The organism is Winogradskyella marina (assembly GCF_015645385.1).
GTDB lineage: Bacteria > Bacteroidota > Bacteroidia > Flavobacteriales > Flavobacteriaceae > Winogradskyella > Winogradskyella marina.
Genome location: NZ_JADOET010000006.1, coordinates 46,821 through 68,027 on the forward strand (window position 1 = coordinate 46,821; position 21,207 = coordinate 68,027).

A 21,207-nucleotide genomic window follows, 5' to 3' on the forward strand; every position below is an offset into this window, starting at 1 on the left:
CTTAACAAATCTCATTATTTTTACATTCAACTAATAAAAACACAATGTCAGTAGCAAAAAAAGAATACAAAAGAATTACGGTTAAGACTTTAGTAGATATGAAGTCTAAAGGCGAAAAAATATCCATGCTTACCGCCTATGATTATACCATGGCAAAAATCGTTGATGGTGCCGGAATTGATGTTATATTAGTTGGTGATTCTGCGAGTAATGTAATGGCTGGTCATGAAACAACGTTACCCATCACCTTAGATCAAATGATTTATCATGCCTCTTCTGTAGTTAGAGGTATTGATCGCTCTTTAGTTGTGGTTGATTTACCTTTTGGAAGTTACCAAAGTGATCCTAAAGAAGCCTTACGTTCTGCCATAAGAATTATGAAAGAATCTGGAGGCCATGCTGTTAAAATGGAAGGTGGTAAAGAAGTCAAAGATTCCATAAAACGTATATTGAACGCTGGAATTCCTGTTATGGGACACTTAGGATTAACACCTCAGTCTATATATAAATTCGGTACTTATACGGTAAGAGCAAAAGAGGAAGTTGAGGCACAACAATTAAAACAAGATGCCCAAATGCTTGAAAAAGCAGGTTGCTTTGGGATTGTTTTAGAAAAAATTCCTGCAGCATTAGCTAAAGAAGTGGCAGAAAGCGTTTCTATTCCTGTTATCGGAATTGGCGCTGGTGCAGATGTTGATGGTCAGGTTTTAGTATTACATGATATGCTAGGAATGACGCATGAGTTTAATCCACGTTTTTTACGTCGCTATATGAATCTTTATGAGGAAATGACAACGGCTATTGGTCAATATGTAGATGACGTTAAGTCTGAAGATTTTCCGAATGATGAGGAACAGTATTAATTTAAATTGTTAGATATCTAGACATTATTAGATTGTTAGATAACTGAACCTAGAGTATGGCTCATAAATTTAAAGAATTGCTGATTTGGAAAAGAAGTAGGTTATTCTGCTCTGAAATTTATGCTATTACTTCAAAGTTTCCAGATTCAGAAAAATTTGGTCTAACCAATCAATTGAGAAGAGCATCAGTTTCAATTCCTTCAAATATAGCTGAAGGATCTTCCAGAAATTCTAATAAAGATTTCGCTCGGTTTTCACAAATATCAATAGGTTCAACTTACGAAATAGAAACTCAGCTTCTTATTTCCCCTGATTTAAATTTTATTTTAGATAAAGAACTCCAATCATGCCTTTCTGAATCAGATGAAATTATCAAAATGATTTCAAAATTTAAATTAATCTAATATTTTCTAAAGATCTAAAATGTCTAATAAAATCCTTTCAAATAAAAACAACCTTCAAGTCATTCATGAAGACAATCACATCATCGTCGTTAATAAACGTGCAGGTGATATTGTACAAGGTGACAAAACAGGTGACAAACCCTTGAGTGAGGTCGTTAAATCGTTTTTAAAAGACAAATACAACAAAGAAGGTAATGTTTATTTGGGTGTTGTTCATCGTTTAGACCGACCAACCACAGGTATTGTTATGTTCTCTAAAACGAGCAAAGCATTACCGCGACTAAACAAATTATTTGCTGAAAAATCTGCTAAAAAAACGTACTGGGCTTTAGTTAAAAAACAACCACCTAAAACTGAAGACACATTAATTCATTGGCTAAAAAAGAATCCTAAAAACAATAAATCTACAGCGTTTAAAAAGGAAGTTGAAGGTAGTAAAAAAGCGATTCTACATTATAAAGTCATTCAAAAACTAGATAATTTTTATCTATTGGAAGTTGATTTAGAAACCGGCAGACATCACCAAATTCGAGTACAATTGGCCTCCATAGGTTGTTCTATAAAAGGGGATTTAAAATACGGTTTTGATCGTAGCAACAAAGACGCAAGTATTAGTTTGCATGCCCGAACGTTACGTTTTATACATCCTGTAAAAAAAGAAGACGTTTTTATTACCGCGCCTTTACCTGAAGACCCACTTTGGAATGCCTGCAACCCTTAGCTAAAACTATTCTTATACGGATATTGTAATGTTAAGACTGTACCGTTTTCCGACTGTGAGGTTAATTGAAATGTTGCGTTCAGTAATTCAGCTCTTTTTTCCATATTAAGTAATCCAGATCCTTTTTCTGCTTTATCAACATCAAAGCCTTTTCCATTATCTTCTACAATAATATTTAAGAATTGTTCTTCGTAATCTAAAGACACCACTAATTGTTCAGCTTCGGCATATTTTAAGGTATTTGAGAAAAACTCTTGAAGAATTCGGAATAGAATAATTTCATCTTTTTTATTTTCAAAATTCACCTTTTCACCTTGTATTAATAATTTAGATTCAATTAATCCTGATTTATTTAACCGTGCAACCTCATTTTTAACCGTACTATCGAAACCTAGATTAAAAATAACGTCACTATTCAATGATTTTGAAAGCGCTCTAACTTCTTCTAATGAATCCCTTAAGGCACTAGCTGCATTTTCTACCTTAGCTTTTGCGTCGTCTTTAACCACACTTGCAGCTGCATTCATTTGCATAGTTGACAAAATCAACATTTGCCCCACATTATCATGCAACTCTCTACCAACATGCTTTAAAGTTTCTTCTTGAATTTCTTGTTGGGTTTTAACAAGCTCTTCATCAAACTTTCGTTGTTGATTAACTTTATCTATGAGTAGTTGGTTTTTTCGTTTCTGAAAAACCACAAAGAAAATAATAACTAGCGCAACTACAACTAATAAGACACTAATCATATAAACTAACAGATAACGTTCTGCATCTGAAGTAACTAAATGGTCTCTGGTTCGCAACATATTATGGCTATAGTAAGGGTTAAATAAAAAAGAACATTAACTCCTAAATAAATTTGATATTTTAAAATAATATAACTCCAATCTGCTGTTGAAAAATATATTTCATAAAAGACCATTGGTCCTAAGAGTAAAATCCAAAATAAAAATGCGGCATTTATATAGAAGTAAATAGATTTATAAAAATAAATAATCTTAGTGCTTTGCAGTATTTCTACTAAATAAACGCAGACACAGACAAAAATGGCCCAAAGGCTCAATGTCATTAAAAAAGGGTCTAACATTAAAAATACCTTTTCAAAATTTACAATACAGTAAATGAGAAATAAACTCGTGTAGATATAAAACACATATTTCACTGTTTTTTTATAAATATTCTTTTTTAAGATGTTGTAGTTAATAAATGAGATAAACGTTACAATACCAAAAAACCAAAATATCGTAAACCACCAATAATTGATTTCAATTAGTGTACCTTCAATTAAATAATACAAATCCAGATTATATAAATACTCTGGATAACTACCAATTAAATCGACTAAAAAGGCATAAATCAAAAAAAAGATTAAATATTTGGCTACTGTAAATTTGAACTTTTTATAATACAAAACCCCTGTTAAAGCAGCCAAAAATTCTATTGAATGTGAAATTACGGAATAATATTCTTTAAAAAACTCATGCATTTAATTATGTTTATTGAGGATAATTAGCTCCAGGTGGCATTCCACTTTTAGCCATATCCAATCCATCAGAATCACCTAAATCATTACCTCCATCCTGCAACGAAAACAGACCACCTTCGGATGTGTTTTTATAACCTGTAGGCACAAAAAACAAAGTGGTTAACCCTTTTTCTTTGTTCGTATCTGGATTTGCACCTAAATACAGGCGTAATCCGTCTAAGGTGTTGCCATTGTCATTTGCTTGTTTTTTTGCGTGAGCTATATAGTTTTCAATATCTTCTAAACTATACCAAGACGATCTATTATCTCCAGTCTTAGAACCTTTAAATAAAGAATCATTTATAATGTTATAACGCTCATTATAAGCTTGGTCTAAAGTTTTAATTTGTTCTGGTGAAATTAAACCTTTAGGAGGCTTAATATTCGGTGGTTTTGTTGACATGTCTTGATGATTGTTGTTATTGAAAAAATACATTGCTAATGCTCCTAACAGTATTCCCAAGACAAGTAAAACGAGTTTTTTCATGATTAAAGGTTGGTTAGTTAATACTGTGTGTAAATTATTAATTTTATTTAATATATTAAATGTTTTCTCACTTTAAAATACACTTTGTCTTAGTTTGAAGCTACTTCTAGCGGTTTTCTGACTCAACATATTAATTGATTTTTCTGGTAACTGTAATATTCTGGGATAGCCGCCTGTGGTTTGACAATCGCGCATTAACACAATGAGTTGTCCAGACGGAGTAAGTTGCACTGTTCCTGGTAAAACTGGTGATGTTAAAATAGACGCTAACTTATTATGAACTAAAGCATCTAGCTGGTAAGCCATTCTATTGTTGTTTTTAGAAACTTGAAACGTTTTACTAAAAAGTAAAGTTTGTTGGGATTTAGTTAATCTATCGAACTCAGGCCCCTTTGTGACATCCAAAATATCCGCATTCAAATGAGAAGGATTAAATTTTAATTTTGCATTTTTAGAGCGGACGACATTTGAAGTTGTATTGATTTCTAAATAATCCCCTTTGTGAATTCGGGAGTTGTCTGTAATTCCTTTTAACATGCTCCTACTTCCCAGAACTGATTCAGATAAAAAACCTCCTTTGACGGCAATATACGTTCTAAAGCCATTAATTAACCGTCCAAAAGACAATGTATCATCTGGTTTCACGGTAATTGATTTATACATATCAATAGCGTTACCATTTAAAACAGGATTCATATCAGCACCTGTAATTGCAATAGTTGTGGATTTTAAAAATAGTAGTTCTGCACCTGTCATGGTCATTTCTAAAACTGCGGCATCAATAGTGTTGTCAATGAGCTCATTAGCAAATTGACTCGAATAAGAGTCCATTGCACCAGAAACAGGCACACCATATGCTAAGTGTCCAAAGCGTCCTTCATCTTGGATTGTAGAAAAGAATCCTGATTTTAAAACTTTAATCATCAATTAAAAGGGTTTTTAAATCGAAGTTTGAATGTTTAATCTGCTCTTGAAACATTGCGTATTCAGATTTTGAAATAGGATGAAATTTCACCTTATCACCTGCTTTTAAAAAACATGGTGGATTATGTTTTGGGTTGAATAATTCCAACGGCGAATTTCCAATTATATGCCATCCTCCTGGACTATCTTGCGGATAGATTCCGGTTTGTTTTCCACCGATGCCAACTGAGCCTTTTTTTACGTTGAGATTAGGTGTTGTTTTTCGGTCTAAATGCAAGTCTGAATTCAGTCCTCCTAAGTATAAAAAGCCAGGTAAAAAACCAATAAAAAATACGGTGTAAATTGGTTCTGAATGTAATCTTATAATATGGTCTTTAGGTCGTTTTATTTTTTTAGAATATGAGACTAAATCTATGGCAAATTCATCCTCATAACAAACAGGTATTTTAAAAATATTAGAATCTATTTCATAGATCTCCTTTAGACTTACATATAGACTTTTTAACGCTTCAAATTCACTATTGACATTATCAATAGCTGAATTATATATTACTAACAATGAATTGTATGCAGATATTATGTAAACTTTCTGTTTAACATATTCCTTTTCAATAATTCCTTTAAAACACAACACGTCTTGAAGGATACTTTCATCAATACTTGCCGGCCATTCTATTAAAATAGAACGTTCATTATATTGCGAATATCGAAGTTTAAAACTCATACTTTTTTTATTGAATTTGAATATTATATTTCTTCAAATTATCGGATAAATATCTCACTATTTCAATAGCATTATCGGTATCACCATGCACACATATTGTCGATGCTTTTATAGGCACTTCTACTCCACTCACGGACTTCACTTTTTGGTGTTTTATCATATTTAAAATATGATTTAAAACAGCCTCTTTTTCATGCAAAATAGCGTCTTTATTTTTACGAGAAACCAATGACAAGTCTTCATTGTAATTTCTATCTGCAAAGGCTTCAAACAAGACTTCAACTTCTGCCTGTTTGGCTACTTTAGCTAAAACAGAATTAAAAGGCGCATACAGCTTAATTGGTGACGCAATACTGTTAATCACTTCAATAATTACACGTGCTGTTTTTTCATCTTTAGCTGCCAAATTATAAAGTGCACCATGTGGTTTTATATGATTCAAACACGCACCTTCATTTTGCAATACTGCTTGTAAAGACCTTATTTGGTGCTTTAGACTTGCGTATAAATCTGTAGCAGATAGCTCCATAATTTCTCTTCCAAAATTCAGTTTATCAGGAAACGAAGGATGCGCACCAATCTTTACGTTATCTCGAATAGCAAGTTTCACTATAGCCCTCATACTCGCAAGATCACCTGCATGTCCACCACAAGCTATATTACAAGACGATAAATACGGCATAAGATCGGCTTCGTTACCTATTCCTTCGCCGACATCTGCATTGATGTCTATTTGAATTACATTTTTCATTTTATAAAACGTTAAAAACACTCAGAATCCCTTTCAATCCTAAAAAGATGGTAATTACTAGAATTATAAGACCTAAAACATTCTGAAGTTTAGAATTCACATAAGCACCTAAAACAGTAGACTTATTCATTACCCATAACAGAAAACCAGCAATAACAGGTAACAACAGCCCATTAGCTACTTGGGCAAATTTTATAATTTCGATTGATTTAAATCCAATACTCGAAAACACAACTCCCAAAACCACAATAATCATCCAAACCGATTTGAACTTTTTAGATTTTAAATCCGCTTCCCAACCCAAACAACCACTAGCCACAAATGCTGCAGCCAAAGGTGCTGTAATCGCACTTGTAATACCAGCCGCAAACAGACCTATAGCCAAGAAGTATTTCGCAAAACTTCCAAATAACGGTTCTAAACCTAAGGCTAAGTCAGCTGTATTTGTAATCGTTTGCTTCTGAATAGCTGAAGCCGCAATGATAATACACATAGACACTGTTCCTCCTAAAATTACAGCAACTAGGGTATCTTTCTTTGCTATTGGTAAATCTTCCTTAGACTTCCATTTCGTTTTTGCTAATGACGCATGCAGAAAGAGGTTATATGGCACAACGGTTGTACCAATCAAAGCGATTACGGTTAATATACCATCTTCAGGCGCAACAGGAATAACTATACCTTTAAGAATGTCTAAAATATTAGGTTTTGTTAGAATTGCAGTCGTTATAAAGGCAACACTCATCAGAATCACCAGAAACACAAAGGCTTTTTCTAATACTTTATAATTTCCAATATACAACAACACAAAAGCAATAACTCCAATTATTAAACTTATAATATTGAGATTTAACTGCCCTATTTTCCAAGTTACGTCACCAACTATCGCTTCTAACCCTAAAGCACCTCCACTAATGTTTCCTGCTTCATAAGCTGCATTTCCAATAACAATGGCACTGACAATTAGAAGCAAAGCAATTCCTTTTACAATTGGATGTTTTATTTCTTCTCTAATAATTTCAGACAAACCTTTTTGAGAAACAATGCCTAATCGCGCTGCCATTTCTTGCAATACAATAGTTGCAAATATCGACAATACCATTGCCCACAATAATGCGAAACCAAAATTCACACCTGCCAAGGTGCAAACCGTTACTGTCCCTGGACCAATAAAAGCCGCTGCAACTAATGGTCCTGGCCCAATATTCTTGAAGAATTTTATCATTCTTTATCTATTGAATTTAGCGCGTAAATAGCAAAACTCCCTAACCAATGTCCACCTTCGTAACTATCTTCAACAATTCCTGGCAGTGAATGATTAATGTGCTTGTTTGCCAAATTCTGAAGATGCTGATATTCTGGCAAATCTTTAGCCACATAGTTTAAACTCCATGCTCTCGAAAAATTAACACCATCCAAATGCACTAATTTACCATCCGTTCTATCAGACACTTCTCCAACCGACCAATCGAAATCTTTAGCCTTTAATTCTGGTAGAAAATCATTTAGCCAGTCTTTAAAATCCTCTTTTTCTAAAACACGCTTCATTAATGCCGCTTCTTCCAAACAAGGGGATAAAAAATCGAATCCACTTGGCTCCCAAGCTATAGGGCAATCCTGATCGTTATAATAAAAGTCTTTTGCTCTATTTTCAATTACAGTTTTTAATTCTGTTTGCTCCACTGCAACCGCATAATCGTAGGCAAAACTCAATCCAAACGCCGTATTTGTATGCTCACCAACACGTATTGGATACTTTAGTTTTGGCAAAAATTCAATGTAATTTGCTATTATTAAATTTGTTAAAGGCATAAGATTTCCTTCTAATTCTCGAGCAATATCGCTATCCCAAGTATGCAATTCTTCCGCCAATTTTAATAACCACGCCCAACCGTAAGTCCGCTCATAAGACGCGTTGTGTTCGCCTTTAAAGTACAGTATTTCCTGTTCGATGTTTTCTTTTGAAATATTTTGAAGCAACTGTTGTTCAATAGCTTCTCTTTGCTCCAACTCTGGAAACTGTTTTAGTAAACTCACCAAACTCCAATGACCATGCACTGCCGAATGCCAATCGAAACAACCATAAAACACAGGATGCAATTCTTTTGGTGATTTTAAATCTGCAGCACTACCAATAGTTTGACCAAGCTTATTTGGGTATTCTACGTTAATACAGTTTATTGGCAACTGCGCTAAATGATTCGCTTGAGCCAAATTTAAAGTCGGAGTTTCTACGATTTCAACCTCTTGAATAGTTGATTCTTCTGTAGTTTGTTTTTCTTTTGGATTATTACAACTGAATGCTAAAAGAATAAAGGCTAATGTGTATAATTTTTTCATGTGTTATTTATGTATTAAAAATAAAGCTATTTTGAAGACAAATGCTTCTCAAGCTAAAATAAAAAAATGTTTTGCTTTAGCTATTGCCTAAAATGATTTACTGGCTTATTAAATTAGAGATTCCTGTGCCTACAGGAATTGATCAACCTAACCACCCCTCACGATCTAAACTACGATACTGAATCGCCTCACTAATATGAGCACCAGAAAGGTCATCCGCACCCTCTAAATCGGCTATAGTTCTCGCTACTTTCAGAATTCTATCATAAGCTCTCGCTGACAAGTTTAAGCGCTCCATTGCTGATTTTAAAAGCAACATTGACGCTTCATCTAGCTTACAATAGTTTCGAATTTGCTTTGTACTCATCTGCGCATTGTAATGGATATTATCTAAACCTATAAATCGTTCGGTTTGTCGCTCCCTTGCTTTGGTCACGCGTTTTCTAATCTCTACAGACGATTCACCATTACCCTCATCAGCTAATTTTTCAAAAGGCACAGGTGTGACTTCAATATGAATATCAATACGGTCTAAAAGTGGCCCAGAGATTTTTCCCATATAACGTTGCATTTCGGCAGGAGATGATGTTATTGGCGCATCAGGATCGTTAAAAAAGCCGCTTGGACTTGGATTCATACTGGCTACCAACATAAAAGATGATGGATACGTCACCGTGAATTTTGCTCTAGAAATGGTTACTTCACGATCTTCAAGAGGTTGACGCATGACTTCTAAAACCTCACGTTTAAATTCTGGCAATTCATCTAAAAACAACACACCGTTATGTGATAGGGAAATTTCACCTGGCTGTGGGTAACTTCCGCCGCCAACTAAGGCTACATTTGATATGGTGTGATGCGGACTTCTAAACGGTCGTTGTGCCATTAAACCCGTATGCGCTTTTACTCTTCCAACCACGGAATGTATTTTTGTTGTTTCTAAAGCTTCGTGTAAGGTCATTGGTGGTAAAATACTCGGTAAGCGTTTTGCTAACATGGTTTTTCCCGAACCAGGTGGACCTATTAAAATAATATTATGTCCGCCTGCTGCTGCGATTTCCATACAGCGTTTTATAGATTCTTGACCTTTGACATCTGCAAAATCGAACTCAGGAAAATCTAAACTTTTATAAAATTCTTCTCGCGTGTTAATTATAGTTTGCTCTAGTGTTTCGCCTTTATCAAAATGATTAATGACCTGCATTATGTTTTCAACTCCAAAAACCTCAATCTCATCAACAATAGCAGCTTCTTTGGCATTCTGAACGGGAAGGATAATATGCTTAAACCCTTCTTCTCTCGCTTTTACAGCGATGGGTAGCGCACCTTTAAATGGCTGCAAACTTCCATCTAAGGACAATTCCCCCATAATAAGATAATCCTCTAAGTTTTCCGCTTTAATTTGATTAGATGCTGCTAAAATCCCTATGGCTAAAGTTAAATCGTAAGCCGAGCCTTCTTTTCTTAAATCGGCAGGAGCCATATTAATGGTAATCTTTTTTCCTGGAATTCGGTAACCGTTATTTTGAAGTGCTGCTGCTATTCTATAATTACTTTCCTTTATGGCATTATCAGGAAGTCCTACTAAATGGTAACCAACACCTTTATCTACATTTACCTCAACAGTTATAGTTGAGGCCTCTACACCGAAGACAGCACTTGCGAATACTTTTTTTAGCATAAACGATTAGTTTTCTTAAAAGTAAGAAAATCAGCGCAATAAAAAAGCCTTTCAAAATTATATCTTGAAAGGTTTTGTGTTCTATTAAAATATTTAGACTTAATTTTTAATAAACTTTTTAGTCATTTTTGTATCACCAGATTGAATCTCTAAGAAATAAACTCCTTTTATTAAACTTGAAACATCTAAACTGTATTCTAGGTTAGATAATTCAATTTCATTTAACGTTCTACCATTAATATCAATAACAGCTAATCTATCAATAATTTTATTTGATGCGATTACTAATTTGTTGTTTGTCGGATTTGGATATAGTTGAATAGTTTGTGTATTAAACTCACCAATCCTCAAAGTTTCAACAACTTCAGTATTTACTGTATTCGTCGTAATTGGTGGATTAAAATCGAAAAATATATCAGCCGTTCCGCTAATGATATCACCAACTTCTACATTACTTTTTGGCTTAATTTTGTAAGCAATGTAACCATGAGAATTAGGTTCGTCATTGGTACTATCCGCCAAATTGATGTTATTGAATATAAAGCTGACATCGGTTTCGTCCATTATCTCTACTCTACCTACATGACTTAAACTTTCCAATTGCATCGTGGTCCAATCTAATTTATCATCTAAAATATGTTCTACGCTTACGTTGATGGCACTTGCTGTTCCTGTATTTTGAAAACGGATTAAATAGTGTAGATATTTGTCCGCTTCTTCAATAGTGATTTCGTCGCCTTCTAAAACTGTGATGTCGTTTGGGTCGTAGGAACCGATTACGGTTTGCTCTAAAGTGAATACGTTATCTTCTTCTGTTTCGTCACCAGAAACTGGATTTATGGTTGCTGTTGATACAAGAATATCATCAATATTTGTTGTTGGTGGTGCAAAAACGTTGAATTCTAAATCTATGGTTCTTGTTTCAAAAGGGTTTAAGTCTGTAAAATCGAAGTTTAGTGCGTTTGTTGTTTGAGAAGCGGTGGTTTCACTTGCGTTTAAAAAGTTTAGTTTTGATTCGTCGAACTCAAAAACCACAGAACCACTTAATTGGGTTGTACCGATGTTGTTGTAAACTATTTGGTAGGTAGTGTTAAAACCTGGTCTTGGGTCATTTATAGATGGGTAAATACTTATGTTAATATCATTAATCAGCTGATTAGGTTCTAAACAAAAATTTGCTGTGTCAACATTTCCTAATCCAGAGTAATTGAAACTATATAATATTGGAGATGCTGTAAAATATGGAGGTAAGTTATCTCCAATAGTAACTGTAAAATTACCAGAATTTACAGGTATTTGATAATAACCATTGGCTAAAGTAAATGTTCCAAAACTTACAGATTCATTATTCGCTGCTACTAGAATGTTTGGATAATAAGCATCTAATTCATCACAGCCATCACTATTAACATCTACTTGAATAGTTCCGTTAATTTCATTACCTAAAACACCTAAGTTTTTGTATATTGATAATTTACCAAATCTACCTGAAATTACATCCATATCGCCATCTCCATTAATATCTGCAACATTCACAAAGGTATTTGAGTTATTTGAATCTATAACTAAACGTGTATTATTAAAATTACCCATGCCGTCAATATTTTCAAACCAACTCATAAACATATCGGTACCATAATTAGAACCACTCGAAATAACGTCTAAGTCACCATCATTATCCATATCGGCAATATCAAAAGAATCTTCTCCTAAGGAAGTTACTATAAATCGTTGTTCCCCAAAACTACCCTGCCCATCTAAGTTCTCTAACCACGAAATCGAATCTTGAATTTGATAACCACCTTCAGTATTTGTAGAGAAAATAATATCCATATCTCCATCATTATCCATGTCTTCAGCAGAAATATCCTTAATCAACTCTAAGTTAGATAAAATCGACTGCAGATCGCCAAAATTACCTTGACCATCTAAATTTTCAAGCCAGATTAATGTATTATGTTTAGCAATTAGAATATCCAAGTCGTCATCACCATCGATATCCACAGGCAAAACATACCTAGAACTATTAGAATTCCAGTCAAGAATTTGTGCTTCACTAAAATCACCAAGTCCATCCAAGTTTTCATACCAAGCAACTTTACTGTTACCAGCTGATGATGCAACCACATCTAAATCACCATCACCATCAAAATCAGCTGCTTTTACATTTTTCGCAATACTTTTTACATCATCAATAACTTGTTGATCACCAAAATTACCAAGACCATCTAAATTTTCATGCCATACTATAAAGCCTTGTTGGTTGGTAAGGGATAAAATATCTAAATCACCGTCACCATCAATATCGACGGCCTCTGCAAAAGCGGAATTGAAACCTACAATTTGCTTAAATCCAAATCTACCTTGACCGTCTAAATTTTCATACCATGATAAATCTTCTTCTGCGCAAAGAATATCTAAATCGCCATCACCATCCAAATCCTTTGCAGTTGCATAATTAGAATTACCTATGTAACTAAATGAAATGGAAATAAATTCCCAAAATTCACTTTGTTCGTTATTGTTTTTAAACCAACCAATTTTATCATCAGATCTTGAAACAAAAAACACGTCCTTATTACCATCATTGTCAGCATCAGCAACAACTAGTTCTGTGGTTGGATTATTTGGAGAAGTAATAAATTCATAATCTCCAAAACCGTTTTGTTCACCCAAATTTTTATACCACCTCAAACGATCTGTCGTCGGTATTATAATATCCTCAAAACCATCATCATCTATATCTGATAAAACTATTTTACCAAAACCAGAAGTTACGTAACTAACTAGCATACTTTCAAAATTTCCTTGTCCATCTAGATTTTCAAATAAGTAAATTCGGTCGGAAGATGATGCTAAAACATCCATATCACCATCATTATCGATATCAGAAACTTGCCAATACTTAAAAGATGTATAAGAAAGTGTGTTTGAAATATTATTTTCAGTAAAATCTCCTAAACCATCTGTATTCTCATACCAAGAAACATGTTGCCCTAAAGATGACCTTGAGATTACATCTAAATCACCATCATTATCAAAATCTGAAACATCAATATTACCATTAGAAGACTCAGTGGATACTATTATATTAGATTCACTAAAATTACCCATACCGTCTAGGTTCTCGTACCACACAAGATAATCTTCTTCCTTCGAAATTATATCCAAATCACCATCTGCATCGATATCTGCAGTATAAATCGATTCAACACCCAAAGCTGTGCTAGAAATGCTCTCTTGTGAACTAAAACTACCCTGGCCATCTGTATTTTTATAAACTGCAATTTTATTACCCTCTGACGAATAAGATAAAACATCTATATCTCCATCTCCATCAATATCCGCTGGAAATATAAGACTATCAAAATATATGGATTCGTTTACAGCAATAATTTGTTGCAATCCGAAATAACCTAGACCATTAATACTATCATACCAAAAGATTTCATCATCGGTAGATGACGCCGAAAGCAAATCTAAATCACCATCTCCATCAATATCAACTAAAAATAAAGAATTGGGTGCATTAACACCTAATTCTTCTTCTGCAAGAACTGTTGGATAGAAACCAATCTGCCCAAAACCAAACTGCAAACAAAAAACCAAAATAAGGGTAACGTAAAACTGTTTCATATATATAAATTTATAATCGGTAAATTAACTCTTCTCAACATCATTAACAAACTCCAAAGCACGCTGCTCATTATAATACACCTTCCCTTTTTGAATAAACCCAACATGCCCACCATATTTGGGCATTTCTAAAAATACATTAGAATTCTGTTTCGCTTCTTTTACAGGGTAGCATTCGGCTGATAAAAAGGAATCGTTTAGTGCATTAATAATTAAGGATGGTATTTTAATATTTGGCAAGAATTGCAGACAACTCGCTTTCTCGTAATAGTCTAACGCATCCTTAAAACCATGTGCTTTTGACGTATAAACATCGTCAAAATCAATTAAAGCTTTAATTGAATCAAAATCCGTAACTGATATACTATTAGGAAATTGCTCTAATTTCGGTTTTAACTTATCTTTTAAATGCGCTAAGAATCGAATCGCGTAATGTTTGTTTTTAAAACTCATTAATTCTCCACACGACCCTCTTAAATCGCAAGGTGTTGATACCGCAATTACAGACTTTAATTCCTTAGGAAGTGCTCTACCTTCTCCAACATATTTTAATACCATATTAGCTCCTAAACTAATGCCTTTGATATAGATTTCATCGTATTGACCTTTTGATAAAACATGTTGCACTACGGCATCTAAATCTTCTGTAGCTCCAGAATGATAACTTCTAAATAACAAATTAGGTTCACCACTACAACTTCTGAAATTTACAGCGCAAGCATCGATACCGTTTTCATTAAATAGTTTTGCAGCACCTGTAATATACGGACGCTGAGCACTGCCTTCTAAACCGTGCAGCAGAATAATGACTTTATTAGATTTTTCTTTCGCGTAGCTCCAATCTAGATCGAGAAAATCAGTATCCTCTAAAATGATACGTTCTCTAGTTTGTTCTACACCATTAACTTTTCGAGCTAAACCCGAAAAAACAGTAGACACAAAACTCTTTCTAGCCCAAAATGGTGGTTTGTAGGTGGATTCTATAATTGGCATTATCCGTATTCTGTATTTAGTTTTTTAATAAAGTGGTTATGCTATACGTCAGTTCGAGTGCAATTGACTTTTTTCAATTTTGTATCGAGAACTATTTAAAGCATTTATGACTAAAGACTTCTCGATACAATTTTTCATGCTTCGAAATCACCCGAAGTGACAACTATGATGTGATTGTTATACATTACTTAAGCACAGTAAACTCTATTGATGAGTCATTAAACACCTTATGCGTTTGCTTTTTGAAATCACTTTCCTTCGCTTCAAATATATTATCTACGTAAGTCTGCGGATTGGCATCGATATACGGAAAGAATGTACTCTGTACTTGCACTTGAATCTTATGTCCTTTTTTAAACGTGTGAAACACATCTTGCAACTTCAAATTAACTGCAGTTTTCTCATTTGGCACAAATGGTTCAGGCTGAGACATACTATTCCTAAAACGTCCTCTCAGGACTTCACTTCGCACCATCATGTGATAATTACTCAGTTTTAAATGATCCTGAACATCTGCTGTGTTTTTAGTATCCGACGGAAAAACGTCAATCACTTTTACTATCCAATCGGCCGCGGTTCCTGTGGTAGATACGTTTAGTTTTGCCAAAATATCACCTGCAAGTGTAACGTCGTTTTCTAAAACTTCAGTTTCAAACGTTAGCACATCTGGTCGTCGAGATGAAAAACGCTGATCGTCAGTCATGAATTTTCGAGGTGTAAAACCTACTTTTATATCTTCGGTATATGGAACTGGTTTCTTAGGATCACTAACAAATTCAGAAGCAGCATACATTTTATTTGGCAGCTGTGTTAAACGTTCATAAGGCTGCATATAATAGTTTTCCTTAGTCGTGTTTTGAGGTGGCCAAGTGTCAAACGACTCCCAAGTTTTAGTTCCTGTGTTAAACATATACGCTTCTGGTAGCCCTGTTTCTCCAGTCGCTTCACCTTTTAAGAAATGATTAAAAAATTTAGTTTCAACATTTTTTTGAAAATCATCTGATAACTCATCTCCAAAATAGATATTCCCGACCACTTGTCTTTCGCTTCCTCTTGCCCAATCTCCATGACTCCAAGGTCCGAAAACCACCGTATTATAATTGTCACTATGTTTTTCTATGCTTTTATACGTACTGAATGGACCGTATAAATCTTCGGCATCAAACAAACCTCCAACAACCATTGTTGCTGGTTTTATATCTTTTAAATGTTGAATAATACCTCTACTCTGCCAAAATTCATCGTAAGTGACATGTGTTTTTATTTGTTCCATAAACACATTGGTACTATCATAAAATTTATTCAATTTACTTAAGGGTGTGTGATCTAAGAAAAACTGATGCTGATCTTCTGTGCCAAAATTCGGAAAACTATACCATGACTCAGTTGTTGGTTCATCTTTCATAGCACCAAATAATGCTGTTGCTCTCCAATAACTTAATAAGAACGCACCATTATGAATAAAATCATCAAAAAAGAAATCTCCAATACAAGCTTGTGGTGAAACCGCTTTTAAGGCAGGATGCGCATCTAATAACGAATAGGTGGCATAAAATCCTGGATAAGAAATACCGTAAGTTCCAACATTACCATTATTGTTTTCTACATTGTTTACTAACCATTCAATAGTATCATAAGTATCACTGGCTTCATCAAATTGTGTTCCTGTTTTATTCGGGATATAAGCACGCATATTATCGTAAACGCCTTCACTATTCCAACGGCCTCGAACATCTTGATATACCATAATATTACCTTCTTCCATAAGGTATTTATTAGGGCCTATTTTAGATTTAAACTGATCCTCTCCATATGGTTTGCAACTGTATGGCGTACGCATCATTAAAATCGGATAGGTTTTAGACGTATCTTTTGGGGCATAAATAGTCGTATGGAGTTTAATACCGTCTCGCATTTCTACCATAACCTCTTTTTTTGTGTAATGGTCTTGTGGATTATAGATATCTACAACCTCAACTATGGCAGGTTTTTCAATTGTTTTAAAGCCTTTATCCGAAGGCTTATCAACTGATTTACAACTTGAAAATGCAATAATAAATAATAAGAAAAGGTAAATTCTTTGGAAAATCATTTTGGTTAAATTTTAATGGTTCTAAGGTAATTAATTTTGAAGATTATACCTGTCAGGTTTTAGAAACCTTACAGGATATAATAGCGTTTTATACAACTTCAACTGAAGTAAACTCAAATTTTCCACCGTTAAAAAGCCCTTTATCACTCAGCTTTAAAGCCGGAATAACCAACAAAGCCATAAACGACAAACTCATATAAGGTGCATGAAGCTGACTTCCTAACTGTTTTGCCATCTTATCTAATTCGGAATATTGTTTACCTATGGTTTCTGCATTTTTATCACTCATAATTCCAGCAACTGGTAACGGCACTACTTTTTCTTCGGTGTCACTAATAGCACAAATACCTCCTTCATTTTCAATTAAAAGATTAACCGCCTTACAAATAGCTTCGTCTGAAACTCCAACAGCAATAATATTATGAGAATCATGACCAACAGAGCTTGCGATAGCACCTTCTTTTAAACCATAATTTTTTATAAAAGCCAATGCAGGTTTATCGTTATTATAACGGTTTACAACCGTCATTTTTAAAATATCTGTTTTAGTGTTTGACACTAGATTGCCATTTTTAATTGTAGACGCGGCAATGATTTCATTAGTTACGAGTTCACCATCTAAGCATTCAATAACTCTGATATCTTTTGCCTTAGATTCAAATTTGAAATCAGAAACTTCTTTTTTAGCCGTGTTGAAATTATTTAAGTTTTGAAACGCAACATGTTTTATTTTTGAAACTCCGTTATCGTAAACTAAGTCACCATTTATATAAGTTTGAAGTGTTTTAAAATCTTTTAAATCCTCTAGCACAATACAATCGGCATCATCACCAACATGTAATAAACCAACATCTAAGTTGTAATGTTTAACAGGGTTCACACAAGCTGCCTGCAATACTTTAAAAATGTCATTTCCCTTAGCCACAGCTCGAGCACAGACTTGATTAATGTGCCCAAGTAACAAATCATCAGGATGCTTGTCATCGCTACAAAACATCATATCCTCATAATGCTCGTCTAGTAAGTCAATTAAGGCTTCAAAGTTTTTTGCGGCACTACCTTCTCGGACAATGACCTTCATGCCTTTGTTCAATTTTTCTAGACCTTCTTCGTAAGTAAAACATTCGTGATCTGTTGAAATTCCAGCAGAAATGTATTTGGTTAAATCATCGCCTCGTAATCCTGGTGCATGACCATCAATGGGTTTATTATACTGTTTTGCCCAGTCTATTTTCTTTAAAACTTCGGCATCATCGTAAATAACACCAGGATAATTCATCATTTCGGCTAAATACTTAATATCCGGATTTGCCATCAACGTTTTAATTGCGTCAGAATCTATAATAGCTCCAGCCGATTCAAAACTCGTTGCTGGCACACAAGATGGTGCTCCAAAATTGAATTTAAAAGGGGTTTGCTTTCCGTTTTCAATCATGAATTCCACACCTTTTACTCCAAGCACATTTGCGATTTCATGAGGGTCAGAAACTGTTGAAACTGTGCCGTGTTTTACAGCAATTTTAGCAAACTCCGAAGGCACTAACATAGAGCTTTCAATATGAATGTGTGCATCTATAAAACCCGGTAAAATGTAATGGTTTTCTTCGCACTCTTTTTCTTCAACGGATTTTATTTTACCGTTTTCGATGGTAATTTCTCCTTTGAAGATTTTACGATTTATAATGTCTACTATGTTTCCTTTTAATTTCAAACTATATAATTTATATTACTATCACATAAACAAATAAACAAACCTATTTGCTTTGTAATATATTAGTTACAACCACTTAACTAAACACTAACTTTAAGTATTGATTTTGTGGTTTTAGTGATTTTAAAGCGTTCGTCTGCACGTTTTCCCACTACCCAAATCACGTAATCACCTGAAGTTAAAACCCAAGTATTTTCTTTTTCTACTAAAGAGGTTTTTTCGTCTTTAAGGTATTTACTGACTTTCTTTTTTCCTGTCATTCCTAACGGTTGAAAACGGTCTCCTTCTTTCCAAAGTCGTAATTCCAAGGGAAATTTTAAAAGGTCTTTATCAACGTAAATGATGTGTTTTGAGGTTCCAGAAATGGCATCTACTTCATCAAAAAATAGGTGTCCAAACGGTGTTTCAGTCTTAGTATTATTTTCTTCAATTATAAGAGATGCTTCACTTGGCTCAGAACGACATAACGCTGTTAAAATTAAATGGTCGCGATGTTTAATTAATCGATGCGTATTTGACTTTACCAATTTACCAGATTGCGCCTCTAATAAATCCACGACATCATTCCATTCTGGAAATCCGTAAGGTTTAAAAACTTCAAACAAATACGCTTTTGGATTGCTTGTGTTTTTAAATTCTGAAATTCTATACGTTGTACCAAGGTTATCCTTAGACACAATAGCGCGCTCAGTAAAATCACGTAATTGCTCATCAACAATTAACGCGGTATCACTAAGATTACTCAACGTATTCTGAAAACTGTCTAATAATTGCGGATTGATTTCCTTTAAAATTGGCACAACTTCGTGTCTCAACTTATTCCTCAGGTATTTTCTAGAGGCATTACTCGCATCTTCTCTCCACCTTATATTTTTATCTTTTGCATAAGCTTCAATTTGCACTCTAGAAAACGGCAATAATGGTCTTGCCACATTAGCGTTTATCATCGGAATTCCGGTTAACCCGTTTAAGCCTGTTCCTCTTGTAAAGTTAATCAGGAAGGTTTCAAGATTATCGTCAGCGTGATGTGCTGTTAGAATATAATCGAAATTTAATTGCTCTGCTAAATCTTTAAACCAGTCGTAGCGCAATTCACGAGCAGCCATTTGAATAGAGCGTTTGTGTTGGTTTGCATAGACTTCTGTATCAAAATTTTGAATAAAAACTTCAACATCTAATCCTTCGGCTAAATCAATCACAAAGTCTTCATCTTTATTACTTTCTTCTTCTCGTAAATTGAAATTGCAATGCGCAAGGGAGAAATTGAGTCCTAATGTTTGGCATAAATGTGCTAATACTACACTATCTATACCGCCAGAAATAGCAATGAGTAGCTTGCATTCCTTTAAAAAGGAAAGGTTTTTATCGATATGATTTTTGAATTCTACTAGCACTTCTCAAAGGTATTGAAATTATTTGATGAGAAATAAGAAATTAGAGATGAGAAATGAGACAACGATAACTTCTGACTGAGAACTGTGGACTGAGAACTGTGGACTGTGGACTGTGGACTGTGGACTGTGGACTGTGGACTGACTACTAAAGTTAAACTGACAATAATCATAACAACCTAATCGCTTTTTAATTATCTTTAAGAGAATTTAAAATTATAGGTTTATGAGTGTCTCAGAAAAATTATTAGAAAAATCTGCACGAACTACCTTTGATAAAAAGGTTCTTTCTGCACTACCACATCTTCATCCATACGTAAAACACAGAATTTACATCGCTGAAACCACAGGTATTTTACCAAAAAACATGTTTTCCTCCAATGGACTTATCGATGAAAGTATTATTATTTTATACAATGATGATTTTGATGTTGAAGCGGATGCAATGGCTATAAAATTAGAACTTTTTAGAATTGTAGATAATTTTATGAATGTGCTATTTAAGAACGAAGCCTATCATAAAAACACCATAAGTACTGATGAAATTCTTAAAAAGGAAATCTCTAAATTAAGTGAAGATTATACTGTTGATGGTGATTTTGATTATATACTTAATACAGAGCTTAACGATATATCTTACCATCAAGATGAGGACATTTCTTTAAATTTATATTCAGACAAGGAAGCTTCCATTTTACATGCTTTTGATGTTAAAGACCTTTCTGCATCGCAGTCTTCAAAAGTATTTAGTCAGTTTTACAATTGGTTGCCTTTTAATGTGTCTAATATTGTGGATTTATACATCATTGGAAAATTAGATTTTGAATCTATTGCCAAGGTTAAGAAGATTGAACAAAAACGTGTTGAAGCTATATTTGATAAGGTTAAGCGTACTTTTAGACGACATATAGAATAATAGATGTTAAGAAAATTAAAATATTACTCAGAGCTACACTGAAGG

General features: G+C 34.0%; 18 protein-coding genes. 4 read left to right on the forward strand and 14 right to left on the reverse strand.

Annotation, left to right across the window (positions count from 1 at the left end; genetic code table 11):
• The first annotated feature begins 44 nt into the window (after nucleotides 1-44).
• From panB to ITJ86_RS08555, 3 genes are read left to right on the forward strand one after another with little or no spacing between them, the layout of a single operon-like run.
• Nucleotides 45-863 (forward strand): 3-methyl-2-oxobutanoate hydroxymethyltransferase, encoded by an 819-nt coding sequence (panB, locus tag ITJ86_RS08545; protein WP_195871222.1) that lies wholly within the window; start codon nucleotides 45-47, stop codon nucleotides 861-863.
• A gap of 56 nt (nucleotides 864-919) precedes the next feature.
• Nucleotides 920-1,267 carry a four helix bundle protein gene (locus tag ITJ86_RS08550; protein ID WP_195871223.1) on the forward strand — a complete coding sequence of 116 codons (348 nt, stop codon included), beginning with the start codon at nucleotides 920-922 and terminating at the stop codon, nucleotides 1,265-1,267.
• A gap of 19 nt (nucleotides 1,268-1,286) precedes the next feature.
• Nucleotides 1,287-1,988 (forward strand): RluA family pseudouridine synthase, encoded by a 702-nt coding sequence (locus ITJ86_RS08555; RefSeq protein WP_195871224.1) that lies wholly within the window; start codon nucleotides 1,287-1,289, stop codon nucleotides 1,986-1,988.
• Here ITJ86_RS08555 and ITJ86_RS08560 read toward each other — a convergent pair.
• The 14 genes from ITJ86_RS08560 to tilS form a co-directional block, all read right to left on the reverse strand.
• On the reverse strand, nucleotides 1,985-2,797 hold the full coding sequence (locus tag ITJ86_RS08560) for a sensor histidine kinase (RefSeq protein WP_230080258.1): 813 nt from the start codon (nucleotides 2,795-2,797) through the stop codon (nucleotides 1,985-1,987). The genes ITJ86_RS08555 and ITJ86_RS08560 overlap by 4 nt on opposite strands.
• Nucleotides 2,773-3,477, reverse strand: a complete 705-nt coding sequence (locus ITJ86_RS08565) for a hypothetical protein (RefSeq protein WP_195871225.1) — start codon at nucleotides 3,475-3,477, stop codon at nucleotides 2,773-2,775. Before ITJ86_RS08565 ends, ITJ86_RS08560 begins: the two co-directional genes overlap by 25 nt.
• Nucleotides 3,478-3,487: 10 nt before the next feature.
• Nucleotides 3,488-4,003 carry a hypothetical protein gene (locus ITJ86_RS08570; protein WP_195871226.1) on the reverse strand — a complete coding sequence of 172 codons (516 nt, stop codon included), beginning with the start codon at nucleotides 4,001-4,003 and terminating at the stop codon, nucleotides 3,488-3,490.
• Nucleotides 4,004-4,075: 72 nt separating this feature from the next.
• Nucleotides 4,076-4,927, reverse strand: a complete 852-nt coding sequence (locus tag ITJ86_RS08575) for a 5-oxoprolinase subunit C family protein (RefSeq protein ID WP_195871227.1) — start codon at nucleotides 4,925-4,927, stop codon at nucleotides 4,076-4,078.
• Complete coding sequence (gene pxpB / locus ITJ86_RS08580) at nucleotides 4,920-5,651, reverse strand: 5-oxoprolinase subunit PxpB (protein WP_195871228.1); 732 nt, start codon at nucleotides 5,649-5,651, stop codon at nucleotides 4,920-4,922. Before pxpB ends, ITJ86_RS08575 begins: the two co-directional genes overlap by 8 nt.
• Nucleotides 5,652-5,658: 7 nt before the next feature.
• Complete coding sequence (gene pxpA / locus ITJ86_RS08585; RefSeq protein ID WP_195871229.1) at nucleotides 5,659-6,402, reverse strand: 5-oxoprolinase subunit PxpA; 744 nt, start codon at nucleotides 6,400-6,402, stop codon at nucleotides 5,659-5,661.
• A gap of 1 nt (nucleotide 6,403) precedes the next feature.
• Complete coding sequence (locus tag ITJ86_RS08590) at nucleotides 6,404-7,627, reverse strand: Nramp family divalent metal transporter (protein ID WP_195871230.1); 1,224 nt, start codon at nucleotides 7,625-7,627, stop codon at nucleotides 6,404-6,406.
• Nucleotides 7,624-8,742 carry a DUF2891 domain-containing protein gene (locus ITJ86_RS08595; protein ID WP_195871231.1) on the reverse strand — a complete coding sequence of 373 codons (1,119 nt, stop codon included), beginning with the start codon at nucleotides 8,740-8,742 and terminating at the stop codon, nucleotides 7,624-7,626. Before ITJ86_RS08595 ends, ITJ86_RS08590 begins: the two co-directional genes overlap by 4 nt.
• 142 nt (nucleotides 8,743-8,884) lie before the next feature.
• Nucleotides 8,885-10,423, reverse strand: a complete 1,539-nt coding sequence (locus tag ITJ86_RS08600; RefSeq protein WP_195871232.1) for a YifB family Mg chelatase-like AAA ATPase — start codon at nucleotides 10,421-10,423, stop codon at nucleotides 8,885-8,887.
• 99 nt (nucleotides 10,424-10,522) lie between these two features.
• On the reverse strand, nucleotides 10,523-14,059 hold the full coding sequence (locus tag ITJ86_RS08605; RefSeq protein WP_195871233.1) for a T9SS type A sorting domain-containing protein: 3,537 nt from the start codon (nucleotides 14,057-14,059) through the stop codon (nucleotides 10,523-10,525).
• 24 nt (nucleotides 14,060-14,083) lie between these two features.
• Nucleotides 14,084-15,052, reverse strand: a complete 969-nt coding sequence (locus ITJ86_RS08610; protein ID WP_195871234.1) for a YheT family hydrolase — start codon at nucleotides 15,050-15,052, stop codon at nucleotides 14,084-14,086.
• A gap of 184 nt (nucleotides 15,053-15,236) precedes the next feature.
• A complete protein-coding gene (locus tag ITJ86_RS08615; RefSeq protein WP_195871235.1) occupies nucleotides 15,237-17,144 on the reverse strand; it encodes a CocE/NonD family hydrolase in 1,908 nt (635 codons plus the stop codon).
• An 88-nt stretch (nucleotides 17,145-17,232) separates the two neighbouring features.
• Nucleotides 17,233-18,855 (reverse strand): adenine deaminase, encoded by a 1,623-nt coding sequence (ade, locus tag ITJ86_RS08620; protein ID WP_195871236.1) that lies wholly within the window; start codon nucleotides 18,853-18,855, stop codon nucleotides 17,233-17,235.
• An 80-nt stretch (nucleotides 18,856-18,935) separates the two neighbouring features.
• The gene (gene tilS, locus ITJ86_RS08625) at nucleotides 18,936-20,249 is read right to left on the reverse strand and encodes a tRNA lysidine(34) synthetase TilS (RefSeq protein WP_195871237.1); all 1,314 of its coding nucleotides are present in this window, start codon (nucleotides 20,247-20,249) and stop codon (nucleotides 18,936-18,938) included.
• Nucleotides 20,250-20,472: 223 nt separating this feature from the next.
• Here tilS and ITJ86_RS08630 point away from each other — a divergent pair, with 223 nt between their 5' ends.
• The gene (locus ITJ86_RS08630) at nucleotides 20,473-21,162 is read left to right on the forward strand and encodes a hypothetical protein (protein WP_195871238.1); all 690 of its coding nucleotides are present in this window, start codon (nucleotides 20,473-20,475) and stop codon (nucleotides 21,160-21,162) included.
• Nucleotides 21,163-21,207: the final 45 nt, after the last annotated feature.